Source organism: Pseudomonas sp. PAGU 2196, assembly GCF_022179005.1.
GTDB classification, from domain to species: Bacteria; Pseudomonadota; Gammaproteobacteria; order Pseudomonadales; family Pseudomonadaceae; genus Aquipseudomonas; species Aquipseudomonas kermanshahensis.
On sequence record NZ_BNTL01000002.1, the window covers coordinates 146,280 to 167,315 of the forward strand.

21 protein-coding genes are annotated in these 21,036 nt (G+C 58.9%); 19 read left to right on the forward strand and 2 right to left on the reverse strand.

Going from position 1 to position 21,036, the window contains the following annotated elements:
• The first annotated feature begins 258 nt into the window (after positions 1 to 258).
• The 19 genes from mnmG to MFF34_RS28215 all read left to right on the forward strand — a co-directional run bounded on the left by mnmG (position 259) and on the right by MFF34_RS28215 (position 18,353).
• The gene (mnmG, locus tag MFF34_RS02120; RefSeq protein ID WP_085272138.1) at positions 259 to 2,151 is read left to right on the forward strand and encodes a tRNA uridine-5-carboxymethylaminomethyl(34) synthesis enzyme MnmG; all 1,893 of its coding nucleotides are present in this window, start codon (positions 259 to 261) and stop codon (positions 2,149 to 2,151) included.
• The gene (gene rsmG, locus MFF34_RS02125) at positions 2,148 to 2,798 is read left to right on the forward strand and encodes a 16S rRNA (guanine(527)-N(7))-methyltransferase RsmG (RefSeq protein WP_099430842.1); all 651 of its coding nucleotides are present in this window, start codon (positions 2,148 to 2,150) and stop codon (positions 2,796 to 2,798) included. The genes mnmG and rsmG overlap by 4 nt, the downstream gene beginning before the upstream one ends.
• Positions 2,799 to 2,816: 18 nt before the next feature.
• A complete protein-coding gene (locus MFF34_RS02130; RefSeq protein ID WP_027592075.1) occupies positions 2,817 to 3,608 on the forward strand; it encodes a ParA family protein in 792 nt (263 codons plus the stop codon).
• A gap of 9 nt (positions 3,609 to 3,617) precedes the next feature.
• Positions 3,618 to 4,490 (forward strand): ParB/RepB/Spo0J family partition protein, encoded by an 873-nt coding sequence (locus tag MFF34_RS02135; protein WP_027592076.1) that lies wholly within the window; start codon positions 3,618 to 3,620, stop codon positions 4,488 to 4,490.
• A gap of 148 nt (positions 4,491 to 4,638) precedes the next feature.
• A complete protein-coding gene (locus MFF34_RS02140) occupies positions 4,639 to 5,046 on the forward strand; it encodes a F0F1 ATP synthase subunit I (RefSeq protein ID WP_027592077.1) in 408 nt (135 codons plus the stop codon).
• Between the two features lie 16 nt (positions 5,047 to 5,062).
• Positions 5,063 to 5,932 (forward strand): F0F1 ATP synthase subunit A, encoded by an 870-nt coding sequence (gene atpB, locus MFF34_RS02145; RefSeq protein WP_016489912.1) that lies wholly within the window; start codon positions 5,063 to 5,065, stop codon positions 5,930 to 5,932.
• A gap of 142 nt (positions 5,933 to 6,074) precedes the next feature.
• Complete coding sequence (gene atpE, locus MFF34_RS02150) at positions 6,075 to 6,332, forward strand: F0F1 ATP synthase subunit C (RefSeq protein ID WP_003097235.1); 258 nt, start codon at positions 6,075 to 6,077, stop codon at positions 6,330 to 6,332.
• A 57-nt stretch (positions 6,333 to 6,389) separates the two neighbouring features.
• A complete protein-coding gene (locus MFF34_RS02155; protein ID WP_003253189.1) occupies positions 6,390 to 6,860 on the forward strand; it encodes a F0F1 ATP synthase subunit B in 471 nt (156 codons plus the stop codon).
• Between the two features lie 12 nt (positions 6,861 to 6,872).
• Positions 6,873 to 7,409 (forward strand): F0F1 ATP synthase subunit delta, encoded by a 537-nt coding sequence (locus MFF34_RS02160; RefSeq protein WP_003253191.1) that lies wholly within the window; start codon positions 6,873 to 6,875, stop codon positions 7,407 to 7,409.
• Between the two features lie 21 nt (positions 7,410 to 7,430).
• The gene (gene atpA, locus MFF34_RS02165; protein WP_099430841.1) at positions 7,431 to 8,975 is read left to right on the forward strand and encodes a F0F1 ATP synthase subunit alpha; all 1,545 of its coding nucleotides are present in this window, start codon (positions 7,431 to 7,433) and stop codon (positions 8,973 to 8,975) included.
• A 48-nt stretch (positions 8,976 to 9,023) separates the two neighbouring features.
• On the forward strand, positions 9,024 to 9,884 hold the full coding sequence (gene atpG / locus MFF34_RS02170; protein WP_016489911.1) for a F0F1 ATP synthase subunit gamma: 861 nt from the start codon (positions 9,024 to 9,026) through the stop codon (positions 9,882 to 9,884).
• A gap of 27 nt (positions 9,885 to 9,911) precedes the next feature.
• Positions 9,912 to 11,288, forward strand: a complete 1,377-nt coding sequence (atpD, locus tag MFF34_RS02175) for a F0F1 ATP synthase subunit beta (protein WP_016489910.1) — start codon at positions 9,912 to 9,914, stop codon at positions 11,286 to 11,288.
• A 43-nt stretch (positions 11,289 to 11,331) separates the two neighbouring features.
• On the forward strand, positions 11,332 to 11,751 hold the full coding sequence (locus MFF34_RS02180; protein WP_016489909.1) for a F0F1 ATP synthase subunit epsilon: 420 nt from the start codon (positions 11,332 to 11,334) through the stop codon (positions 11,749 to 11,751).
• A gap of 122 nt (positions 11,752 to 11,873) precedes the next feature.
• The gene (glmU, locus tag MFF34_RS02185; RefSeq protein ID WP_027592079.1) at positions 11,874 to 13,241 is read left to right on the forward strand and encodes a bifunctional UDP-N-acetylglucosamine diphosphorylase/glucosamine-1-phosphate N-acetyltransferase GlmU; all 1,368 of its coding nucleotides are present in this window, start codon (positions 11,874 to 11,876) and stop codon (positions 13,239 to 13,241) included.
• Between the two features lie 179 nt (positions 13,242 to 13,420).
• Entirely contained in the window at positions 13,421 to 14,197 is a 777-nt protein-coding gene (locus MFF34_RS02190) for a DeoR/GlpR family DNA-binding transcription regulator (RefSeq protein WP_027592080.1), read from the forward strand.
• A gap of 2 nt (positions 14,198 to 14,199) precedes the next feature.
• On the forward strand, positions 14,200 to 16,035 hold the full coding sequence (glmS, locus tag MFF34_RS02195) for a glutamine--fructose-6-phosphate transaminase (isomerizing) (RefSeq protein WP_085272141.1): 1,836 nt from the start codon (positions 14,200 to 14,202) through the stop codon (positions 16,033 to 16,035).
• Positions 16,036 to 16,194: 159 nt separating this feature from the next.
• Positions 16,195 to 16,548 carry a hypothetical protein gene (locus MFF34_RS02200; protein ID WP_238209918.1) on the forward strand — a complete coding sequence of 118 codons (354 nt, stop codon included), beginning with the start codon at positions 16,195 to 16,197 and terminating at the stop codon, positions 16,546 to 16,548.
• 285 nt (positions 16,549 to 16,833) lie between these two features.
• Complete coding sequence (locus tag MFF34_RS02205; RefSeq protein WP_238209920.1) at positions 16,834 to 17,628, forward strand: substrate-binding domain-containing protein; 795 nt, start codon at positions 16,834 to 16,836, stop codon at positions 17,626 to 17,628.
• 362 nt (positions 17,629 to 17,990) lie between these two features.
• Complete coding sequence (locus tag MFF34_RS28215; protein WP_374707376.1) at positions 17,991 to 18,353, forward strand: AAA family ATPase; 363 nt, start codon at positions 17,991 to 17,993, stop codon at positions 18,351 to 18,353.
• On the opposite strand, the gene MFF34_RS02210 is transcribed toward MFF34_RS28215, so the two are convergent.
• Both MFF34_RS02210 and MFF34_RS02215 read right to left on the reverse strand, forming a co-directional pair.
• Positions 18,265 to 19,392, reverse strand: a complete 1,128-nt coding sequence (locus MFF34_RS02210) for an alpha-hydroxy-acid oxidizing protein (RefSeq protein ID WP_238209928.1) — start codon at positions 19,390 to 19,392, stop codon at positions 18,265 to 18,267. The two genes, MFF34_RS28215 and MFF34_RS02210, sit on opposite strands and share 89 nt — an antisense overlap.
• Positions 19,393 to 19,523: 131 nt before the next feature.
• Entirely contained in the window at positions 19,524 to 20,930 is a 1,407-nt protein-coding gene (locus MFF34_RS02215) for a PLP-dependent aminotransferase family protein (RefSeq protein ID WP_283236612.1), read from the reverse strand.
• Positions 20,931 to 21,036 lie beyond the last annotated feature (106 nt).

A 21,036-nucleotide genomic window follows, 5' to 3' on the forward strand; every position in this document is an offset into this window, starting at 1 on the left:
TGGCACTTGGATAACAGGGTTTAATTTCTCTGTACACAGCGCCACATAAGGGATCTAGAACCTTATCCACAGAAAGGTGTGTGCATAAGAATAAACATAAAAACAAAGCTTTTTTAAATCTCTCTTCGTTGTTTTTGTTGTCTGCCACTCATCCACAGCCTGATCAAATTTTGCGCAAGCGGTTCCTTTGCAAGGGGGTAAGTCCCTATACTTGTCCGCTTACCTTCTCTATTCGCAAAAACAGGCACGAGGTGCGTGGTGGATTTCCCTTCCCGTTTTGAAGTGATCGTCATCGGCGGCGGCCATGCCGGTACCGAGGCTGCGCTTGCGTCTGCACGCATGGGTGTGAAAACCCTGCTGCTGACCCATAACGTGGAAACCCTCGGTCACATGAGCTGCAACCCCGCGATTGGCGGTATTGGCAAAAGCCATCTGGTCAAAGAGATCGATGCGCTCGGCGGTGCCATGGCATTGGCCACCGACAAGAGCGGCATCCAGTTCCGCGTTTTGAACAACCGCAAAGGCCCGGCCGTACGCGCCACCCGAGCGCAAGCTGACCGCGCCATTTACAAGGCTGTGGTTCGCGAAATCCTGGAAAACCAGCCAAACCTGTGGATATTCCAGCAGTCCTGCGACGACCTGATCGTCGAACAGGACCAAGTCAAAGGCGTGGTGACCCAGATGGGCCTGCGCTTCTTTGCCGACTCCGTGGTGCTGACGACCGGGACCTTCCTTGGTGGCCTTATCCACATCGGTTTGCAAAACCATTCCGGCGGTCGCGCCGGCGATCCGCCTTCGATTGCCCTGGCGCACCGCATGCGTGAACTGCCGCTGCGCGTAGGCCGTTTGAAAACCGGTACCCCGCCGCGTATCGATGGCCGGTCGGTAGACTTCTCGGTCATGACCGAGCAACCGGGCGATACGCCGATCCCGGTCATGTCGTTCATGGGCAACGCGCAGATGCATCCGCGCCAGGTGAGCTGCTGGATTACCCACACCAACGCCCGCACCCACGAAATCATCGCGTCGAACCTCGACCGTTCGCCGATGTACTCGGGTGTGATCGAAGGTGTTGGCCCGCGCTACTGCCCATCGATCGAAGACAAGATCCACCGTTTTGCCGACAAGGAAAGCCACCAGGTATTCATCGAGCCGGAAGGCCTGAACACCCATGAGCTGTACCCCAACGGCATCTCGACGTCGCTGCCGTTCGACGTGCAGCTGGAGCTGGTGCGCTCGATTCGCGGCATGGAAAACGCCCACATCGTGCGCCCGGGCTACGCCATCGAGTATGACTACTTCGACCCGCGTGACCTGAAGTACAGCCTCGAGACCAAAGTCATCGGCGGCCTGTTCTTCGCTGGCCAGATCAACGGCACCACCGGTTACGAAGAAGCCGGTGCACAAGGCCTGTTGGCCGGTACCAACGCTGCGCTGCGTGCGCAAGGCCGCGAAAGCTGGTGCCCGCGGCGCGACGAGGCGTACATCGGCGTACTGGTCGACGACCTGATCACCCTGGGTACCCAGGAGCCGTACCGCATGTTCACCTCGCGTGCCGAGTACCGGCTGATCCTGCGCGAAGACAACGCCGACCTGCGCCTGACCGAAAAAGGCCGCGAACTGGGCCTGATCGATGACCAGCGTTGGGCCGCGTTCTGCGCCAAGCGTGATGGCATCGAGCGTGAGGAACAGCGCCTGAAGTCGACTTGGGTTCGCCCGAATACGCCGCAGGGCCAGGCGGTTGTGGATAAGTTCGGCACGCCGTTGAGCCACGAATACAGCCTGCTCAACCTATTGGCGCGGCCGGAAATCGACTACGCCGGCCTGATCGAGGCCACCGGTGGTGATGAAATTGATCCACAGGTTGCCGAGCAGGTCGAGATCAAGACCAAGTACGCGGGCTACATCGACCGCCAGCAGGACGAAATCGCTCGGCTGCGCGCCAGCGAAGACACCCGCCTGCCTGTGGATATCGACTACACCACGATTTCTGGCCTGTCGAAGGAAATCCAGGGCAAGCTTGGCCAGACCCGTCCCGAGACGCTGGGCCAGGCTTCGCGTATCCCTGGTGTGACACCAGCGGCCATTTCGCTGCTGCTGATTCATCTGAAAAAACGCGGCGCAGGCCGCGAATTGGAGCAAAGCGCTTGAGTTCCCTGGTCACCCCGCAACACGCCGAAGAATTGTCCACAGGCGCGCGCCAGCTCGGCATCGAGCTGAGCGCGCAGCAGCACGAGATGCTGCTGGGCTACCTGGCCCTGTTGATCAAATGGAACAAGGCCTACAACCTGACTGCCGTGCGCGATCCGGACGAGATGGTTTCGCGGCATCTGCTCGACAGCCTCAGCGTCATGTCGTTTATCCACAGCGAGCGCGATAACTGGCTGGATGTCGGCAGTGGGGGTGGCATGCCAGGCATACCCTTGGCTATCCTGCACCCACACAAGCAAGTGACGGTTCTGGACAGCAATGGCAAGAAGACCCGCTTCCTGACCCAGGTCAAAATGGAACTCAAGCTGGACAACCTGCAGGTTATCCACAGCCGGGTCGAGGAGTTCAAACCGGCGCAACCGTTCAGCGGAATCATCTCTCGTGCCTTCAGCAGCATGGAGAACTTCACCAACTGGACCCGCCATCTGGGCGACACCGGGACGCAATGGCTTGCAATGAAGGGGCTGCATCCTGCCGATGAACTGGTAGCATTGCCCGCAGACTTCACAGTGGAAAGCGAGCAGGCCCTGACCGTTCCGGGTTGCCAGGGCCAGCGCCATCTGCTGATACTGCGCCGCAAGGCATGACTGGGAACACGCGCATCAATGGCTAAGGTATTCGCAATCGCGAACCAGAAAGGTGGTGTGGGCAAGACCACCACCTGTATCAATCTCGCCGCTTCGCTGGCCGCGACCAAACGTCGTGTGCTGCTGATCGACCTCGATCCGCAAGGCAACGCCACCATGGGCAGCGGTGTCGACAAGCACGAGCTCGAGCACTCGGTATACGACCTGCTGATCGGGGAATGCGACCTGGCTCAGGCCATGCATTACTCCGAGCACGGTGGTTTCCAGCTGTTGCCGGCCAACCGTGACCTGACCGCCGCCGAAGTGGTGCTGCTGGAAATGCAGGTCAAGGAAAGCCGCCTGCGCAACGCCCTGGCGCCGATCCGCGAGAACTACGACTTCATTCTCATCGACTGTCCGCCGTCGTTGTCGATGCTGACGCTGAACGCGTTGGTGGCCTCCGATGGCGTCATCATCCCCATGCAGTGCGAGTACTACGCACTGGAAGGTCTCAGTGACCTTGTGGATAACATCAAGCGCATCGCCGCCCGGTTGAACCCGGAGCTGAAGATCGAAGGCCTGTTGCGGACCATGTTCGACCCGCGCCTGAGCCTGAACAACGATGTTTCGGCCCAGCTCAAGGAACACTTCGGCGAGCAGCTGTACGACACGGTCATCCCGCGCAACATTCGCCTGGCCGAGGCCCCAAGCTTTGGCATGCCGGCCCTGGCCTACGACAAGCAATCGCGTGGCGCGCTGGCTTATCTGGCCCTGGCTGGGGAACTGGTACGCCGTCAGCGCCGTCCATCCCGCACTGCACAAACAACTTAAGGAATCCGTATGGCCGTTAAGAAACGGGGTCTCGGACGTGGGTTGGATGCACTGCTCAGTGGTCCTTCCGTCAGCGCGCTCGAAGAGCAGGCTGTCAAGATCGACCAGAAAGAACTGCAACACCTGCCGGTCGAGCTGATTCAACGTGGCAAGTACCAGCCGCGTCGCGACATGGACCCGGTGGCGCTGGAAGAACTCGCGCACTCGATTCGCACCCATGGCGTGATGCAGCCGATCGTGGTTCGCCCGATTGCCGACAACCGCTACGAGATCATCGCCGGTGAGCGCCGTTGGCGCGCCACCCAGCAGGCTGGCCTGGACACCGTGCCGGCCATGGTCCGCGAAGTGCCGGACGAAACGGCCATCGCCATGGCGCTGATCGAGAACATCCAGCGCGAAGACCTCAACCCCCTGGAAGAGGCCCTCGCGCTGCAGCGCCTGCAGCAGGAGTTCGAACTGACCCAGCAGCAGGTAGCGGATGCCGTGGGCAAGTCGCGGGTTACCGTGGCCAACCTGCTGCGCCTGATCACCCTGCCTGAAGCGATCAAGACCATGCTCGCCCATGGAGACCTGGAGATGGGTCATGCGCGCGCTTTGCTCGGTCTTGAAGAGCATCGTCAGGAAGAGGGGGCGCGTCATGTTGTCGCACGTGGCCTCACCGTGCGCCAAACTGAGGCACTGGTGCGTCAGTGGCTCAGCGACAAGCCTGATCCGGTCGAACCGAGCAAACCTGATCCGGATATCGCACGCCTTGAACAGCGGCTCGCAGAGCGCCTGGGCTCTGCCGTACAGATCCGTCATGGCAACAAGGGCAAGGGCCAGTTGGTTATTCGCTATAACTCGCTTGACGAGTTGCAAGGCGTCCTTGCTCACATCCGCTGAAACAATTCCTGTTGTAGCGCGCAGTCGGAAATCACTACGAAGAGTTGAATAGGGGTTAATCCACCCCTATACTCTGCGCGCATTTTGTCGGCACAAATTATGCCAAGTCATAGCTGACTTGTTGGTCGACTTCCGAGGAGCAGTTGTGATGGAAATACGCACGCCAAACCGCTTGCCTTTCCATCGCTGGGCGGTTTTTCCGGTACTGCTGACTCAATGTGTTGTACTGCTGTTGGCAACGTTGGTGTTGTGGCAGTGGAAAGGGGCGGTCAGTGGATATTCAGGTCTCTGCGGAGGTTTGATTGCCTGGCTACCCAATGTGTATTTCGCCTGGAAGGCATTTCGCTTCAGCGGAGCCCGGGCAGCGCAGGCCATCGTCAAGTCGTTCTACGCTGGCGAGGCAGGCAAAATGATTTTGACGGCAGTGCTGTTTGCACTGACCTTCGCAGGAGTGAAGCCATTGGCGCCGTTAGCAGTATTCGGCGTCTTCCTGCTGACCCTAATGGTCAGCTGGTTCGCGCCACTGCTAATGAATAAAAGACTTTCGAGACCTTAGGGCGTTTGAGGCAACCATGGCAGCAGAAACCGCTTCGGGCTATATCCAGCACCACTTGCAGAACCTGACCTACGGTCAACTACCAGACGGCAGCTGGGGCTTCGCCCATTCGGCTGCAGAAGCCAAGGCAATGGGCTTCTGGGCGTTCCACCTGGACACCCTGGGCTGGTCCGTTGCGCTGGGTCTGATCTTCCTGTTCATCTTCCGCATGGCGGCGAAGAAGGCGACCTCCGGCCAACCTGGCGGTCTGCAGAACTTCGTCGAAGTGATGGTCGACTTCGTCAACGGCAGCGTGAAGGACTCCTTCCACGGCCGTAGCCCGGTGATCGCACCGCTGGCGCTGACCATCTTCGTCTGGGTATTCCTGATGAACGCCGTCGACCTGGTACCGGTCGACTGGATTCCTCAGCTGGCCATCCTGATCTCCGGTGATCCGCACATTCCGTTCCGCGCCGTGTCGACCACCGACCCGAACGCGACCCTGGCCATGGCCTTCAGCGTGTTCGCCCTGATCATCTTCTACAGCATCAAGGTCAAGGGCCTGGGCGGCTTCATCGGTGAGCTGACCCTGCACCCGTTCGGCAGCAAGAACATCTTTGTGCAGATCCTGCTGATCCCGGTGAACTTCCTGCTCGAATTCGTCACCCTGATCGCCAAGCCGATCTCGCTGGCCCTGCGTCTGTTCGGCAACATGTACGCCGGTGAGCTGGTGTTCATCCTGATCGCCGTCATGTTCGGCTCTGGCCTGCTCTGGCTGAGCGGCCTGGGTGTGGTGCTGCAATGGGCGTGGGCTGTGTTCCACATCCTGATCATCACCCTGCAAGCTTTCATCTTCATGATGCTGACCATCGTCTACCTGTCGATGGCGCACGAAGATAACCATTAAGACCGCCTGGCGTGTCTGATAGCCTTCCTCGCCGGTACGGGGGGAGGGCTTAAAAAGTCCGCAAGGGCAGCTGTACTCACGATTTGTTTTACCGCTTCAAACTAAAAACCTAACCAATACGACGTAAAAGTCGGGAGGAAAGATGGAAACTGTAGTTGGTCTGACCGCTATCGCTGTTGCTCTGCTGATCGGCCTGGGTGCTCTGGGTACCGCCATTGGTTTCGGCCTGCTGGGCGGCAAATTCCTGGAAGGCGCTGCTCGTCAACCAGAAATGGTTCCGATGCTGCAGGTTAAAATGTTCATCGTTGCCGGTCTGCTCGACGCCGTAACCATGATCGGTGTTGGTATCGCTCTGTTCTTCACCTTCGCGAATCCGTTCGTTGGTCAGATCGCCGGCTAATCACTCGTCACCACGAGTTGATTTGCTGTATGAATTAAGACCGAGCGAGGTGTTGGCGTGAACATTAATGCAACCCTGATTGGCCAATCCGTTGCTTTCCTGATTTTTGTACTCTTCTGCATGAAGTACGTATGGCCTCCGGTCATCACTGCTCTGCAAGAGCGCCAAAAGAAGATTGCCGATGGCTTGGACGCTGCCAACCGCGCAGCTCGCGACCTGGAGCTGGCCCAAGAGAAAGCGGGTCAGCAACTGCGTGAAGCTAAAGCACAGGCAGCCGAAATCATTGAGCAAAGCAAGAAACGCGCTGCTCAGCTTGTCGAGGAAGCCCGTGAACAGGCCCGCGTCGAAGCTGACCGTGTGAAGGCTCAGGCTCTGGCCGAGATCGAACAGGAACTGAACAGCGCTAAAGACGCCCTGCGTGCCCAAGTGGGTGCTCTGGCCGTTGGCGGTGCTGAAAAGATCCTTGGCGCCACAATCGATCAAAACGCGCATGCGGAGCTGGTTAACAAACTGGCCGCTGAAATTTAAGCGAGGGCGATCATGGCAGAACTGACCACGTTGGCCCGACCTTACGCTAAGGCTGCCTTTGAGCATGCCCAGGCCCATCAGCAACTGGCCAATTGGTCAGCCATGCTCGGCCTGGCTGCTGCGGTGTCGCAAGACGACACCATGCAGCGCCTGCTCAAGGCCCCGCGACTGACGAGCGCAGAAAAGGCCGCCACGTTCATTGACGTGTGCGGTGACAAGTTCAATGCACAGGCACAGAATTTCATTCATGTTGCCGCGGAAAACGACCGTCTCCTGCTTCTGCCGGAGATTGCCGCTCTGTTCGACCTGTACAAGGCTGAGCAAGAGAAATCCGTGGACGTGGAAGTCACCAGTGCCTTCGCGTTGAACCAAGAACAGCAAGACAAACTCGCCAAGGTTCTCAGTGCACGGTTAGGCCAGGAAGTGCGCCTGCACGCGTCGGAGGATGCCAGCCTGATTGGCGGCGTCGTCATCCGCGCTGGTGACCTGGTAATCGATGGCTCTGTTCGCGGCAAAATCGCGAAACTGGCCGAAGCATTGAAATCTTGAGTTTGAAGGGGCAGCAGAGCAATGCAGCAACTCAATCCTTCCGAAATTAGTGAAATCATCAAGGGCCGCATCGACAACCTCGATGTGAGCTCCCAAGCCCGTAACGAAGGTACCGTCGTTTCGGTTTCCGACGGTATCGTGCGGATCCACGGTCTGGCCGACGTCATGTACGGCGAAATGATCGAGTTCCCTGGCGGCGTCTACGGCATGGCCCTGAACCTGGAGCAAGACTCCGTAGGTGCAGTGATCCTGGGTGCATACGACACCCTCGCCGAAGGCATGAGCGCCAAGTGCACCGGCCGCATCCTGGAAGTTCCGGTTGGTAAGGAACTGCTGGGTCGCGTCGTCGACGCACTGGGCAACCCGATCGACGGCAAAGGCCCGCTGGGCAACACCGAGACCGACGCGGTCGAGAAAGTTGCTCCAGGCGTGATCTGGCGTAAGTCGGTAGACCAGCCTGTACAGACTGGCTACAAGTCCGTTGACGCCATGATCCCTGTCGGCCGTGGCCAGCGTGAGCTGATCATCGGTGACCGTCAGATCGGCAAGACCGCCATGGCCATCGACGCCATCATCAACCAGAAAGACTCCGGTATTTTCTGTGTGTATGTTGCTGTCGGCCAGAAGCGTTCCACCGTTGCCAACATCGTTCGCAAGCTGGAAGAAAACGACGCACTGAAGAACACCATCGTGGTGGTTGCCAGTGCTTCGGAATCCGCCGCACTGCAATTCCTGGCGCCATACGCCGGTTGCACCATGGGCGAGTTCTTCCGTGACCGCGGTGAAGACGCACTGATCGTTTACGATGACCTGTCCAAGCAGGCCGTTGCCTACCGTCAGATCTCCCTGCTGCTGCGCCGTCCACCAGGACGTGAAGCGTACCCAGGCGACGTGTTCTATCTCCACTCCCGTCTGCTGGAGCGTGCATCGCGCGTTTCGGAAGAGTACGTCGAGAAGTTCACCAACGGTGCTGTGACTGGCAAAACCGGTTCCCTGACCGCGCTGCCGATCATCGAAACCCAGGCTGGCGACGTTTCCGCGTTCGTTCCGACCAACGTGATCTCGATCACCGACGGTCAGATCTTCCTGGAATCGGCCATGTTCAACTCGGGCATCCGCCCTGCAGTGAACGCCGGTGTTTCGGTATCCCGCGTAGGTGGTGCCGCTCAGACCAAGATCATCAAGAAGCTGTCCGGTGGTATTCGTACCGCTCTGGCTCAGTACCGTGAACTGGCTGCATTCGCCCAGTTCGCTTCCGATCTGGACGAAGCGACCCGCAAGCAGCTGGAGCATGGTCAGCGCGTTACCGAGCTGATGAAGCAGAAGCAGTACGCGCCAATGTCCATCGCGGACATGGCCCTGTCGCTGTACGCCGCTGAGCGTGGTTTCCTGACTGACGTAGAAGTCTCCAAGATCGGTAGCTTCGAGCAAGCACTGATCGCCTTCTTCAACCGTGATCACGCTGAACTGATGGCGAAGATCAACGTGAAGGGTGACTTCAACGACGAAATCGACGCTGGCCTGAAAGCCGGTATCGAGAAGTTCAAGGCCACCCAGACCTGGTAAGCCGCAGCGGGGGCTCAGGCCCCCGCTTGCTAACCTGATAGGTGATACATGGCAGGCGCAAAAGAGATTCGCAGTAAGATTGCGAGCATCAAAAGCACGCAAAAAATTACCAGCGCCATGGAGAAAGTGGCGGTCAGCAAAATGCGCAAGGCACAAATGCGCATGGCTGCTAGCCGTCCTTACGCGGAGCGTATCCGCCAGGTGATCGGTCATCTGGCCAACGCCAACCCGGAATACCGCCACCCTTTCATGATCGAGCGCCCTGTTAAGCGCACCGGTTATATCGTGGTGAGCAGTGACCGTGGTCTGTGCGGTGGCTTGAATACCAACCTGTTCAAGGCCCTGGTCAAGGACATGAACGCAAACCGCGAACAGGGCGTGGAAATCGACCTGTGCGTGATCGGCAGCAAGGGTGCGACTTTCTTCCGCATCTTTGGCGGCAACGTCGTAGCCGCGATCAGCCACCTGGGCGAAGAGCCATCGATCAACGATCTGATCGGCTCCGTCAAAGTGATGCTGGACGCCTACCTGGACGGCCGTATCGATCGCCTCTCCGTGGTTTCGAACAAGTTCATCAATACCATGACCCAGAAGCCAACGGTCGAGCAATTGGTACCGTTGGTGGCAACCCCGGATCAGGATCTCAAGCATCACTGGGATTACCTGTACGAACCCGACGCAAAAGAGCTGCTGGACGGCTTGATGGTGCGTTATGTGGAGTCGCAGGTATACCAGGCGGTGGTCGAGAACAACGCTGCTGAACAAGCGGCCCGGATGATCGCCATGAAGAACGCCACAGACAACGCCGGTGATTTGATCAAAGAGCTTCAGTTGATCTACAACAAGGCGCGTCAGGCTGCGATCACCCAGGAGATCTCGGAAATCGTCGGCGGCGCTGCCGCGGTTTAACGGTTCACATATTCAGAGGATCCAGCTATGAGTAGCGGACGTATCGTTCAAATCATCGGCGCCGTCATCGACGTGGAATTCCCACGTGACGTCGTGCCGAGTGTATACAACGCGCTGAAAGTACAAGGCGCGGAAACCACCCTCGAAGTTCAGCAGCAGCTGGGCGACGGCGTGGTTCGTACTATTGCGATGGGCTCGACCGAAGGCTTGAAGCGCGGTCTGGATGTCGTCGACACCGGCGCTGCCATTTCCGTTCCTGTTGGTAAGGCCACCCTGGGCCGTATCATGGACGTACTGGGCAACCCGATCGACGAAGCCGGCCCGATCGGTGAAGAAGAGCGTCGCGGTATCCACCAGCCAGCGCCTTCGTTCGCTGACCAGGCAGGCGGCAACGACCTGCTGGAAACCGGCATCAAGGTTATCGACCTGGTTTGCCCGTTCGCCAAGGGTGGTAAAGTTGGTCTGTTCGGTGGTGCCGGTGTCGGCAAGACCGTAAACATGATGGAACTGATCCGTAACATCGCCATGGAACACAGCGGTTACTCCGTGTTCGCTGGTGTGGGTGAGCGTACTCGTGAGGGTAACGACTTCTACCACGAGATGAAGGACTCCAACGTTCTCGACAAAGTAGCGCTGGTCTACGGTCAGATGAACGAGCCACCAGGAAACCGTCTGCGCGTAGCGCTGACCGGCCTGACCATGGCTGAGAAGTTCCGTGACGAAGGTAACGACGTTCTGCTGTTCGTCGACAACATCTATCGTTACACCCTGGCCGGTACTGAAGTATCCGCACTGCTGGGCCGTATGCCTTCGGCAGTAGGTTACCAGCCGACCCTGGCTGAAGAGATGGGCGTTCTGCAAGAGCGCATCACCTCCACCAAGGAAGGTTCGATCACCTCCGTCCAGGCCGTATACGTACCTGCGGACGACTTGACCGACCCGTCGCCAGCGACCACCTTCGCCCACTTGGACGCCACCGTCGTTCTGTCCCGTGACATCGCCTCCCTGGGTATCTACCCAGCGGTCGACCCACTGGACTCGACTTCGCGTCAGCTGGACCCGAACGTGATCGGCAACGAGCACTACGACACCGCGCGTGGCGTTCAGTATGTTCTGCAGCGCTACAAAGAGCTGAAAGACATCATCGCCATTCTGGGTATGGACGAACTGTCCGAGACCGACAAGCAACTGGTAGCCCGCGCTCGTAAGATCCAGCGCTTCCTGTCGCAGCCGTTCTTCGTGGCCGAAGTCTTCACCGGTTCGCCAGGCAAGTACGTTTCCCTGAAAGACACCATCGCTGGCTTCAGCGGCATCCTCAAAGGTGACTACGACCACCTGCCAGAACAAGCGTTCTACATGGTCGGCAGCATCGACGAAGCGATCGAGAAAGCCAAGAAACTGTAATTCCTGCGCCCCGCAAGGGGCGCTATCAGGTTGAGGCAAGCAGATGGCTATGACAGTCCATTGCGATATCGTCAGCGCGGAAGGAGAGATTTTCTCCGGTCTGGTCGAGATGGTGGTTGCGCACGGTAACCTGGGTGATCTTGGTATCGCTCCGGGCCACGCGCCGCTGATCACCAATCTGAAGCCAGGTCCGATCACGCTGACCAAGCAGGGTGGCGCCCAAGAGGTGTTTTACATCTCTGGTGGTTTCCTCGAGGTTCAGCCGAACATGGTCAAGGTGCTTGCCGATACCGTGCAACGTGCTGCAGACCTGGATGAAGCTCAGGCTCAGGAAGCCCTCAAGGCTGCCGAGAACGCCCTGAATCTGAAAGGCGCGGACTTCGACTACGGCGCCGCCGCCGCACGTCTGGCCGAGGCCGCAGCTCAGCTGCGTACCGTCCAGCAAATGCGCAAAGGCAAGTAATCGGCCCTGGGCTGATCACTTCTGTTGCGATTGAGTAAAAGGGTAGCCTCGGCTACCCTTTTTCTTTTTCCGAATTTCTCCCCCCGGTCATTTCACTGACCGCCCAGGATTGGTAGCCAGTAATGTCACTCGATATCGTTATTCTCGCCGCCGGCCAAGGTACCCGCATGCGCTCGGCGCTGCCCAAGGTGCTGCACCCGGTTGCCGGCAACTCCATGCTTGGCCATGTTATCCACAGCGCGCGTCAGCTCCAGCCGCAAGGTATCCACGTGGTCATTGGCCATGGTGCCGAGCAGGTGCGTGAGCGCCTGGCAGCTGACGATCTGAACTTTGTCATGCAAGACAAGCAGCTGGGCACAGGCCATGCCGTGGCCCAGGCGCTGCCAGCATTGACCGCTGACACCGTACTGGTGCTGTACGGTGATGTGCCGTTGATCGAAGTGGAGACCTTGCAGCGCCTGTTGGCCAAGGCCAATGATCAACAGCTGGGCTTGCTCACGGTCACCCTCGAAGACCCGACCGGCTATGGCCGTATCGTGCGTGACGAGCAAGGTAAGGTGACGGCCATCGTTGAGCACAAGGATGCCAGCGACGCGCAGAAAGCGATCAAGGAAGGCAACACCGGCATTCTGGCCCTGCCTGCGGCGCGCCTGGCGGACTGGATGAGCCGCTTGTCGAATAACAATGCCCAAGGCGAGTACTACCTGACCGACGTCATCGCCATGGCGGTGTCCGATGGCCTGGTGGTTGCCACCGAGCAACCTGAAGACCCGATGGAAGTGCAGGGCGCCAACGACCGTCGCCAGCTGTCCGAGCTCGAGCGCCACTATCAGCTGCGCGCAGGCCGCCGCCTGATGGCCCAGGGCGTCACCCTGCGTGACCCGGCGCGGTTCGATGTACGGGGTGAAGTGACCGTTGGTCGCGATGTGCTGATCGACATCAACGTGATCCTCGAAGGCCAGGTGGTCATCGAAGACGGCGTAGAGATCGGCCCCAACTGCGTGATCAAGAACAGCACCCTGCGCAAGGGTGTGGTGGTCAAGGCTAACAGCCACATCGAAGGTGCGGTGATGGGTGAGGGCAGCGATGCCGGCCCGTTCGCTCGCCTGCGCCCAGGCAGTGTGCTGGATGCCAAGGCCCATGTGGGTAACTTCGTCGAGCTGAAAAACGCTCACCTGGGCGAAGGTGCCAAGGCAGGCCACCTGAGCTACCTGGGCGACGCCGAAATCGGCGCGCGCACCAACATCGGCGCTGGCACCATCACCTGCAACTATGATGGCGCCAACAAGTTCAAGACCGTGATGGGTGAGGACGTGTTCATCGGTTCGAACAACTCGCTGGTGGCGCCTGTGGAAATCAAGGCCGGCGCGACCACGGCAGCCGGTTCGACTATCACCCAGACCGTCGAAGCCGCCGACCTGGCTGTGGGCCGCGCGCGCCAGCGAAACATCTCGGGCTGGAAGCGGCCGGAGAAGATCAAGAAGAGCTGAGTTATACACAGCTGTTCGATCGAAAGCCGACTTATGTGAATAAGTCGGCTTTTTTTTGGGGCGTGAGTTTGCGCTCCTACAGGGGACGAAACTATCCACAGGGCAGCAACTGCTTGACGAAACGAACGTCTTAGGTTTTGATTGCAACCATTATCTTTCGAAACGAAACTTAAGCGCTCATGTCGAAACGTAACACGCCTCAACGCCGCCACAACATCCTGGCCATGCTCAGTGAGCAAGGGGAGGTGAGTGTGGATGCATTGGCCAAGCGCTTCGAAACCTCGGAAGTGACCATCCGCAAAGACCTCGCCGCCCTGGAAACCAACGGCCTGTTGCTACGCCGCTATGGCGGTGCGGTACCGGTGCCGCAAGAACTGCTCGGTGAGCCGGCCCAGCCCGTGTCTGCCTACAAGAAGGCCATTGCCCGCGCGGCGGTAGGGCGTATCCGCGAACATGCGCGGATCATCATCGACAGTGGCAGCACCACTGCCGCGATGATTCCCGAGCTGGGCCGACAGCCTGGCCTGGTGGTGATGACCAATTCCTTGAACGTGGCCCGCGCCATCAGCGATCTCGAGCATGAGCCTGTATTGCTGATGACCGGTGGTACCTGGGACCCGCACTCCGAGTCGTTCCAGGGGCAGGTTGCCGAGCAGGTGCTGCGCTCCTACGATTTCGATCAGCTGTTCATCGGTGCCGATGGCATCGACCTCAACCGGGGCACCACCACCTTCAATGAGCTACTGGGCCTGAGCCGAGTCATGGCCGAGGTCGCCCGTGAGGTGATCGTGATGGTCGAGTCCGACAAGGTGGGGCGCAAAATCCCCAACCTTGAGCTGCCGTGGGGCAGCGTGAATACCCTCATTACTGACGAACGCCTGCCCGCAGCGGCACGCGAACAAATTCAAGCCCGCGGCATCAACCTGATTTGCGCCGCGATCAGCCAGGAGCAATGAACATGTGTGGAATCGTTGGTGCCGTAGCCGAACGTAATATCACCGCCATCCTGATCGAAGGCCTCAAGCGCCTTGAGTACCGCGGGTACGACAGTGCCGGCCTGGCGGTCTACAGCCAGCAGGGTGGCCTGGAGCGCCGCCGCCGGATTGGCAAGGTCAGCGAGCTGGAAGCTGCCGTGGCCGCCGAGCCGCTTGTCGGCCAGCTGGGTATCGCTCACACGCGTTGGGCTACCCACGGCGCGCCAACCGAAGGCAATGCCCACCCACACTTCTCGGGCAGTGAATTGGCGGTCGTGCACAACGGCATCATCGAGAACCACGAAGAACTGCGTGAAGAGCTCAAAGGCCTCGGCTACGTGTTCACCTCGCAGACCGATACCGAAGTCATCGTCCACCTGATCCACCACACGCTCAAGACCGTTGCAGACCTGACCGACGCGCTGAAGGCTGCGGTGAAGCGCCTGCACGGTGCTTATGGCCTGGCCCTGATCAGCGCTAAACAGCCAGACCGCCTGGTAGCTGCCCGCAGCGGCAGCCCGCTGGTGATCGGCCTGGGCCTTGGCGAGAACTTCCTGGCCTCGGACCAGCTGGCTCTGCGCCAGGTCACCGACCGTTTCATGTACCTGGAAGAAGGCGATATCGCTGAAATCCGCCGTGACCAGGTCAGCATCTGGGACCAGGCTGGCAACAAGGTCCAGCGTGAAACCGTGCAGTATCACGAAGGTGCAGAAGCGGCGGACAAGGGCAACTACCGTCACTTCATGCTCAAGGAAATCCACGAGCAGCCAAGCGTGGTCCAGCGCACCCTGGAAGGCCGTCTGGGCAAAGACCACGTCCTGGTACAGGCCTTTGGCCCGAAAGCCGCCGACCTGTTCGCCAAAGTGCGCAACGTACAGATCGTTGCCTGCGGCACCAGCTACCACGCCGGCATGGTCGCCCGTTACTGGCTGGAAAGCCTGGCCGGCATCCCTTGCCAGGTCGAAGTCGCCAGCGAGTTCCGCTACCGCAAGGTGGTGGTGCAGCCCGACACCCTGTTCGTCTCGATCTCGCAATCCGGTGAGACTGCCGACACCCTGGCTGCCCTGCGCAACGCCAAGGAGCTGGGCTTCCTCGGCAGCCTGGCGATCTGCAACGTCGGCATCAGCTCGCTGGTGCGTGAATCCGACCTGACCCTGCTGACCCTGGCTGGCCCGGAAATCGGTGTTGCTTCGACCAAGGCGTTCACCACCCAGCTGGTCTCGCTGATGATGCTGACGCTGGCCCTGGGCCAAGTACGCGGCACCCTCGAAGCCGGTGTCGAAGCCGAGCTGGTTGAAGAATTGCGTCGCCTGCCGGCCCGCCTGGGCGAGGCACTGGCCATGGACGCAACTGTCGAGAAGATCGCCGAGCTGTTCGCCGACAAGCACCACACCCTGTTCCTGGGCCGCGGCGCCCAGTACCCGGTAGCGATGGAAGGCGCGCTCAAGCTCAAGGAAATCTCCTACATCCACGCCGAAGCCTACCCGGCAGGCGAGCTGAAGCACGGCCCGCTGGCGCTTGTGGATAACGACATGCCAGTCGTGACCGTGGCGCCGAACAACGAACTGCTGGAGAAGCTCAAGTCCAACCTGCAGGAAGTGCGTGCCCGTGGCGGTGAGTTGGTGGTGTTTGCCGACGAGCACGCTGGCATGACCAACGGCGAAGGCACCCACGTGATCAAGGTACCGCACATCGCTGACGCCCTGGCGCCGATCCTGTACACCATCCCGCTGCAGTTGCTGTCGTACTACGTGGCGGTGCTCAAGGGCACCGACGTTGACCAGCCGCGTAACTTGGCGAAGTCGGTGACGGTGGAATAAACCGACGGGCAACCGTTAAAAAGTGATTTCGTGGAATTAAAGCTGTCGCCCAACAATTAAAACTGTCGCCGGTAGAGGGGAAGCGCTCGCTCCCCTTCATCGGGCGGTTACACCAGACTCCCCGCGTGACCCCTCCCTACCTTGTACTGGCGTTTTCACATGCCCCTCTGGATTCTGCCTGATGAAACTCTTCCGTCATACGTGAGAAGGAACCTGCTGCTCTATTGGGCCGAGCCCAAGGCAGAGATCTTCGAAGCCCTGCGTACCCGTCATGTGATAAAGACGGCCGAAGTGAGAAGGCTCGCAGCAGCCATCGGCTGGCCTGGGTGCTATGGTTTCAATCGACTTGTTCACAACCACACGCTGAACGCAGCGTTCCACGTCATCAAAAGTGACTGGGATGTTGCCTACTCAGGCACTCAGTACCTTTCTGAGGGGGAGCACTTCAGTGAATGGGACGCTTCCTTCTGCCCTGAATGCGTTAGGGAAGACCTCAAGATCCACGGGTTTTAGGGCGATTGAGAAAGGTCTCTACGCTTTTGTGTACGACCCAACAACGCAAGCCCTTCAGTCAATTCCAACGCAGGGCGCTCAACGATTTACTGGATCTGGCATGGTCTGATGCCAATCATGAGGCCTTGCGAGCCGTTATCTCGCTTTCTCCTTTGGCCAGTCGTCTGGAAGCCTTTTGAAGCCATTTGCGGGTAGACAAGTAAAACATTCTTAATCGTTGATTAATCACAAGCTTAAGCTTCGCCCCGGTAGGATTCTGCGCCTTTACTTGTGGAGAAAGCCCCGATGCTTCGACTGCTGTTCTGTGCCACTCTCTTAACCGCTTCATTCGTCTGCTCGGCTGCTGACGTTGTACAAGGTGGTGAGGAAACGCTGACCGTTTTGAGTTCGGGCGGCATCATGGGCGCTATCCGGGAAGTGGCGCCAGCGTATGAGAAGACATATGGCGTGAAGCTGGAAGTTCTAGCCGCGCCTTCGATGGGGGAAACCCCACAGGCCGTCCCAAATAGGCTCGCCCGCGGTGAGCAGGCGGATGTGGTTTTGATGGTAGGTTCGGCGCTCGACAACCTGGTCGCCAGCGGTCTAGCAGATAAAAACAGCCGGATAGATCTCGGAAAATCTTTCATTGCCATGGCCGTGCGTAAAGGCGAACCGAAGCCGGACATAGGCACCATGCAGGACTTCCGCAAAGTGCTGCAAAACAGCAGCTCTGTTGCTTACTCCGACAGCGCGAGCGGTGTATACCTCTCTAAAACCCTGTTCCCTCGCATGCAGCTCGGCAAACAGTTCGAGGCAAAGGCTCACATGATTCCTGCCGAGCCTGTCGGCGAGGTGATCGCTCGCGGCCAAGCACAGATCGGCTTCCAACAGCTAAGTGAGCTTAAGCCAGTAAAGGGTATTGATATCGTTGGTCTGATCCCGGCTGATGCGCAGAAAATGACCATGTATTCGGGCGCTGTCGTCAGCAAGAGCCAGCATCATTCCGCAGCCCAGGCGCTCCTTGACTATCTGGCATCGCCAGAAGCCGACGCAGCGATCAAAGATAGTGGTTTGACGCCGCTACCCCATACAGCAAGCTGACCGCGAGCGCCGACATCGACACTGGGCTGCGGCAAGACACGAAGATCTTGCCGCAGTCTTCGCTCAGCGAGCGTCTGCTATGGGTCGATAGCGGTCATTCACGACCGGCAGCTTCCGACCCTTTGCAGCCGTTCGATGTGTCTACGAAACCAGGGGCGATTCATTTCGCATTCGTCAATGTCCGGAGGATAGGCCCATGTACACCATGCTCTGGTATCCCAGATACGCCTCGGCCAACAGCTCGACTCACGCCTGGTTGATGGCCATCAGTCCTTTGCTGCTTTATCACTTTCGTGCTTACCTTGGTGGCCATCATTATGAAGGCCTAATTGACCGGCTTCGGACGCCCAGCACTAGCGGCTATGACCGGCCGCGCTAGGGAAACCAAGCGGAAACGCAGCACGGTTGCCGGTCCCGCTTCGATAAGGTTCAGGAGTCGCTCGCCGGTGAAGATTAGACGACTGAATATCAAGAATTTCCGAGGTGTCAGCGAGCTAGAATGGAGCCTCCCGATGGGACACATCTTCTGCCTAATCGGCAAGGGTGACTCGGCCAAGTCTACGATTCTGGAAGCGATACGTTATGTGTTCTACCCCCAGTGGAACCTGACGCTCAGTGACTCCGACTTTCATAATGTTACGTCACACGGATTACATAATCCGATGTCAGCCCCTGAACTGACCCGCAGCCCATATTGGCCAGGGTTCGGCTTATCTCATCTCTGAAAATGTCCAGCACCGTGCTCACACCCACTTCCCCCGCAGCGGCAAGGCCGTAAAGCACTGGGCGTCCGATCAATACGCTGCTCGCACCCAGCGCAAGCGCCTTCACAACATCAGAGCCCCGTCGGAATCCGCTGTCTATCAGCACTTTTCCGGGGTGGGCCAGTGCAATCTGCTGAAGCGTAGCCAGGGGCGAACAGCTTGAATCAAGTTGCCGACCGCCATGATTCGACAGGATGACGCCGTCTGCGCCCAGTGCTATGCACTGCGAGGCATCCTCAGGATGGAGCACGCCTTTGACCAGAAGCCGATGGGGCCAGCGTGCGCGTAGCCTTTTTAATGCTTCCCAGTCAAAACTTGCATCCATCTTGCGCGAGAGAAGCGCTGCTTGCAGCTCAGTGTCGTAGGCTTCCTTGCTGGCAAAATTGGCCATCTGGGGCATGCCTGCCGTGAGCAGCCGAAGCGACCAACGCGGGTGCAGCAATCCATCTAGCATCACGCTTGGCGTGTATTTGAAAGGCAGGCCGAAACCGCTGCGCAAATCACGCTCGCGCTTGCCGTTGACCGCTACGTCAGTGGTCAGGACCAAGGTGCGATATCCAGCGGACAGTGCTCGATCGACCAGCTGGTCCGCTAGGGTGGAGTGCACTACGTACAGCTGAAACCACAGATCGCCGCCGACCTTTTCGGCTACTTCTTCGATCGATGTGTTAGAGGCAGTGGAGAGAATAAAAGGAATTCCGGCCTTCTTCGCTGCGCGTGCGACTTCCAGATCGCCCCCTGGCCAGAACGCATCATTGAGCCCAGTCGGAGCAATCATTAACGGCAGTGGCTGATGCCTGCTGAGCACCTGAGTGCCTAGGTCCCGCTCGGCCACATTGACCAGCCGCCGAGGTAGCAGCTCCAACTTGTCAAAAGCGTCCAGGTTGCGCTGCAAACATTTCTCGTCGTCAGCGCCCCCCTCGAGGTAGTCAAATACCATTCTGGGTAAACGCTGTCGGGCAAGTTGTCGGTAACCGGCGACATTGAAAGCTGGGCTCATAGCATCCTCAGGGTACGGCAAGGTAATAACCGTGATCCAACCTAGAGGACGACCATACCCATAGCAAATCGATACTCGCCGCGCTGGCTATAAACGCTGTCTATGCCCGCGCAGGGTATTCGCGCAATTGCTCAAACGAACGTGCGCGAGTCGCGCCGGCGGTCCTGGATGAGGAGGGTATCGATCTTGCGCAAGGCGCGGCTCAGTTCGGCTTGGTTGCTGGCGCCGCCCAGGGAGATTCTCAGGCAGTCCGGTGCAGGCGTCGCAACCGCGAACGAATGCCCGCTCGCCACTTGCACGCCTTGATCGCGCAGGGCATGGGTGAACAGCTCCTGATTCCAGTGCGCAGGCAACTCCAGCCACAAGTGCAGCCCGGTGGGGTGCGACTGGAACGGGTGCGACAGCAGTTTGCCAGCCAGTTGTTGGCGAGCGCGCATTTCGCGCTTGATTTCCTGCATCAAGCCCGCAGCGGCTCCGCTGCTGATCCATTGCTCCACCAGCGCCAGCAGCAATGCCGAGCAACCCATGCTGGTAGCACGCAGGCTGAGTTGCAGGCTTTGCCCGTCATCGCCGTGCGGGGGGAGTACGAACGAGGTACGCAAGCTTGGCCACAGGCACTTCGACAAGGACGCGAGGTAGTAGGTATTGCGCCGTCCGGTCAGTGTGGCTATGGGCGGCGGCGCATCGTCGAGCAGATAGCGGTAGGGATCGTCCTCGATCAACGTGATGCCGCAGCGCAGGATGATTTCGGCGATTTCTCTGCGCCGTGCCAACGGCATGGTATGTGCTGTCGGGTTATGGAATGTCGGGTTCAGGTAAAGCAGACGTGCGCCGCTTTCCTGGCAGGCCCGCGCCAGGGCGTCGGGCTGCATGCCTTGTGCACAACTGGGCACAGGCCACAGCCGCAGTTTCAATTGTTCGGCAGCGAGGATCAGCCCTGGGTAGGTCAGCGCGTCGCATAAGAGGACGTCGCCCGGGCGCGTCTGCGCACTGAGGATGGCGAAGATTGCCACTTGCGAGCCTGAACAAACGACTAACCCTTCGCAATCGACCTCGTCCAGCGCCGGGCGCAGCCAGCCTTTGGCTGCTTGTAACAAAGCGGGTGGTGCCGGCTGCTGCTGGTAGGCCGAGAGCGCCTCGATGCTGTGACGGGTGAACGACTCGGCCATCGCACTGCTCGCCTGCTGGGCCATCGAGCCATCGGCGGGTTGCGGAGGAATGTTCATCGCCAGGTCGATGCTCAGCGGCGTGTCGGTTTCGCTGGCACCCATGACGAAAGAGCCCCGCCCACTATAGGACGCGATCAGCCCACGGTTACGTGCTTCGGTGTAGGCACGGGTGATGGTCGTCAGATCTACGCCAAGGTGAGCGGCCAGGGTGCGCTGTGGCGGTAACTGGTCTCCCTGCTGGAGTGAACCGGACTGTATGGATTTTTCCAGCATTTCTATAATTTGTATGTATTTTGCACCGCCGCCTGGGATAAATGGCCTGATCCAAGCGATCTCGGGCAATGCAGATGATTCGTCACTTATGGGCATAACGATTCCTACGGTTGTAAATCCATACGCTCAGGAATAAAATGTCATACAGATTATCATTATTCCATACAATATTGTAGCGTATGGTTTATTCTTGGGCACTCGC

Excerpts from the sequence above, each read along its gene's own strand:
- MFF34_RS02130 (WP_027592075.1), top strand. The coding sequence starts at position 2,817 with ATGGCTAAGGTATTCGCAATCGCGAACCAGAAAGGTGGTGTGGGCAAG.
- MFF34_RS02135 (WP_027592076.1), top strand. The coding sequence starts at position 3,618 with ATGGCCGTTAAGAAACGGGGTCTCGGACGTGGGTTGGATGCACTGCTC.
- MFF34_RS02140 (WP_027592077.1), top strand. The coding sequence starts at position 4,639 with ATGGAAATACGCACGCCAAACCGCTTGCCTTTCCATCGCTGGGCGGTT.
- atpB (WP_016489912.1), top strand. The coding sequence starts at position 5,063 with ATGGCAGCAGAAACCGCTTCGGGCTATATCCAGCACCACTTGCAGAAC.
- atpE (WP_003097235.1), top strand. The coding sequence starts at position 6,075 with ATGGAAACTGTAGTTGGTCTGACCGCTATCGCTGTTGCTCTGCTGATC.
- MFF34_RS02160 (WP_003253191.1), top strand. The coding sequence starts at position 6,873 with ATGGCAGAACTGACCACGTTGGCCCGACCTTACGCTAAGGCTGCCTTT.
- atpA (WP_099430841.1), top strand. The coding sequence starts at position 7,431 with ATGCAGCAACTCAATCCTTCCGAAATTAGTGAAATCATCAAGGGCCGC.
- atpG (WP_016489911.1), top strand. The coding sequence starts at position 9,024 with ATGGCAGGCGCAAAAGAGATTCGCAGTAAGATTGCGAGCATCAAAAGC.
- atpD (WP_016489910.1), top strand. The coding sequence starts at position 9,912 with ATGAGTAGCGGACGTATCGTTCAAATCATCGGCGCCGTCATCGACGTG.
- MFF34_RS02180 (WP_016489909.1), top strand. The coding sequence starts at position 11,332 with ATGGCTATGACAGTCCATTGCGATATCGTCAGCGCGGAAGGAGAGATT.
- glmU (WP_027592079.1), top strand. The coding sequence starts at position 11,874 with ATGTCACTCGATATCGTTATTCTCGCCGCCGGCCAAGGTACCCGCATG.
- MFF34_RS02190 (WP_027592080.1), top strand. The coding sequence starts at position 13,421 with ATGTCGAAACGTAACACGCCTCAACGCCGCCACAACATCCTGGCCATG.
- glmS (WP_085272141.1), top strand. The coding sequence starts at position 14,200 with ATGTGTGGAATCGTTGGTGCCGTAGCCGAACGTAATATCACCGCCATC.
- MFF34_RS02200 (WP_238209918.1), top strand. The coding sequence starts at position 16,195 with ATGCCCCTCTGGATTCTGCCTGATGAAACTCTTCCGTCATACGTGAGA.
- MFF34_RS02205 (WP_238209920.1), top strand. The coding sequence starts at position 16,834 with ATGCTTCGACTGCTGTTCTGTGCCACTCTCTTAACCGCTTCATTCGTC.
- MFF34_RS28215 (WP_374707376.1), top strand. The coding sequence starts at position 17,991 with ATGACCGGCCGCGCTAGGGAAACCAAGCGGAAACGCAGCACGGTTGCC.
- MFF34_RS02210 (WP_238209928.1), bottom strand. The coding sequence starts at position 19,392 with ATGAGCCCAGCTTTCAATGTCGCCGGTTACCGACAACTTGCCCGACAG.
- MFF34_RS02215 (WP_283236612.1), bottom strand. The coding sequence starts at position 20,930 with ATGCCCATAAGTGACGAATCATCTGCATTGCCCGAGATCGCTTGGATC.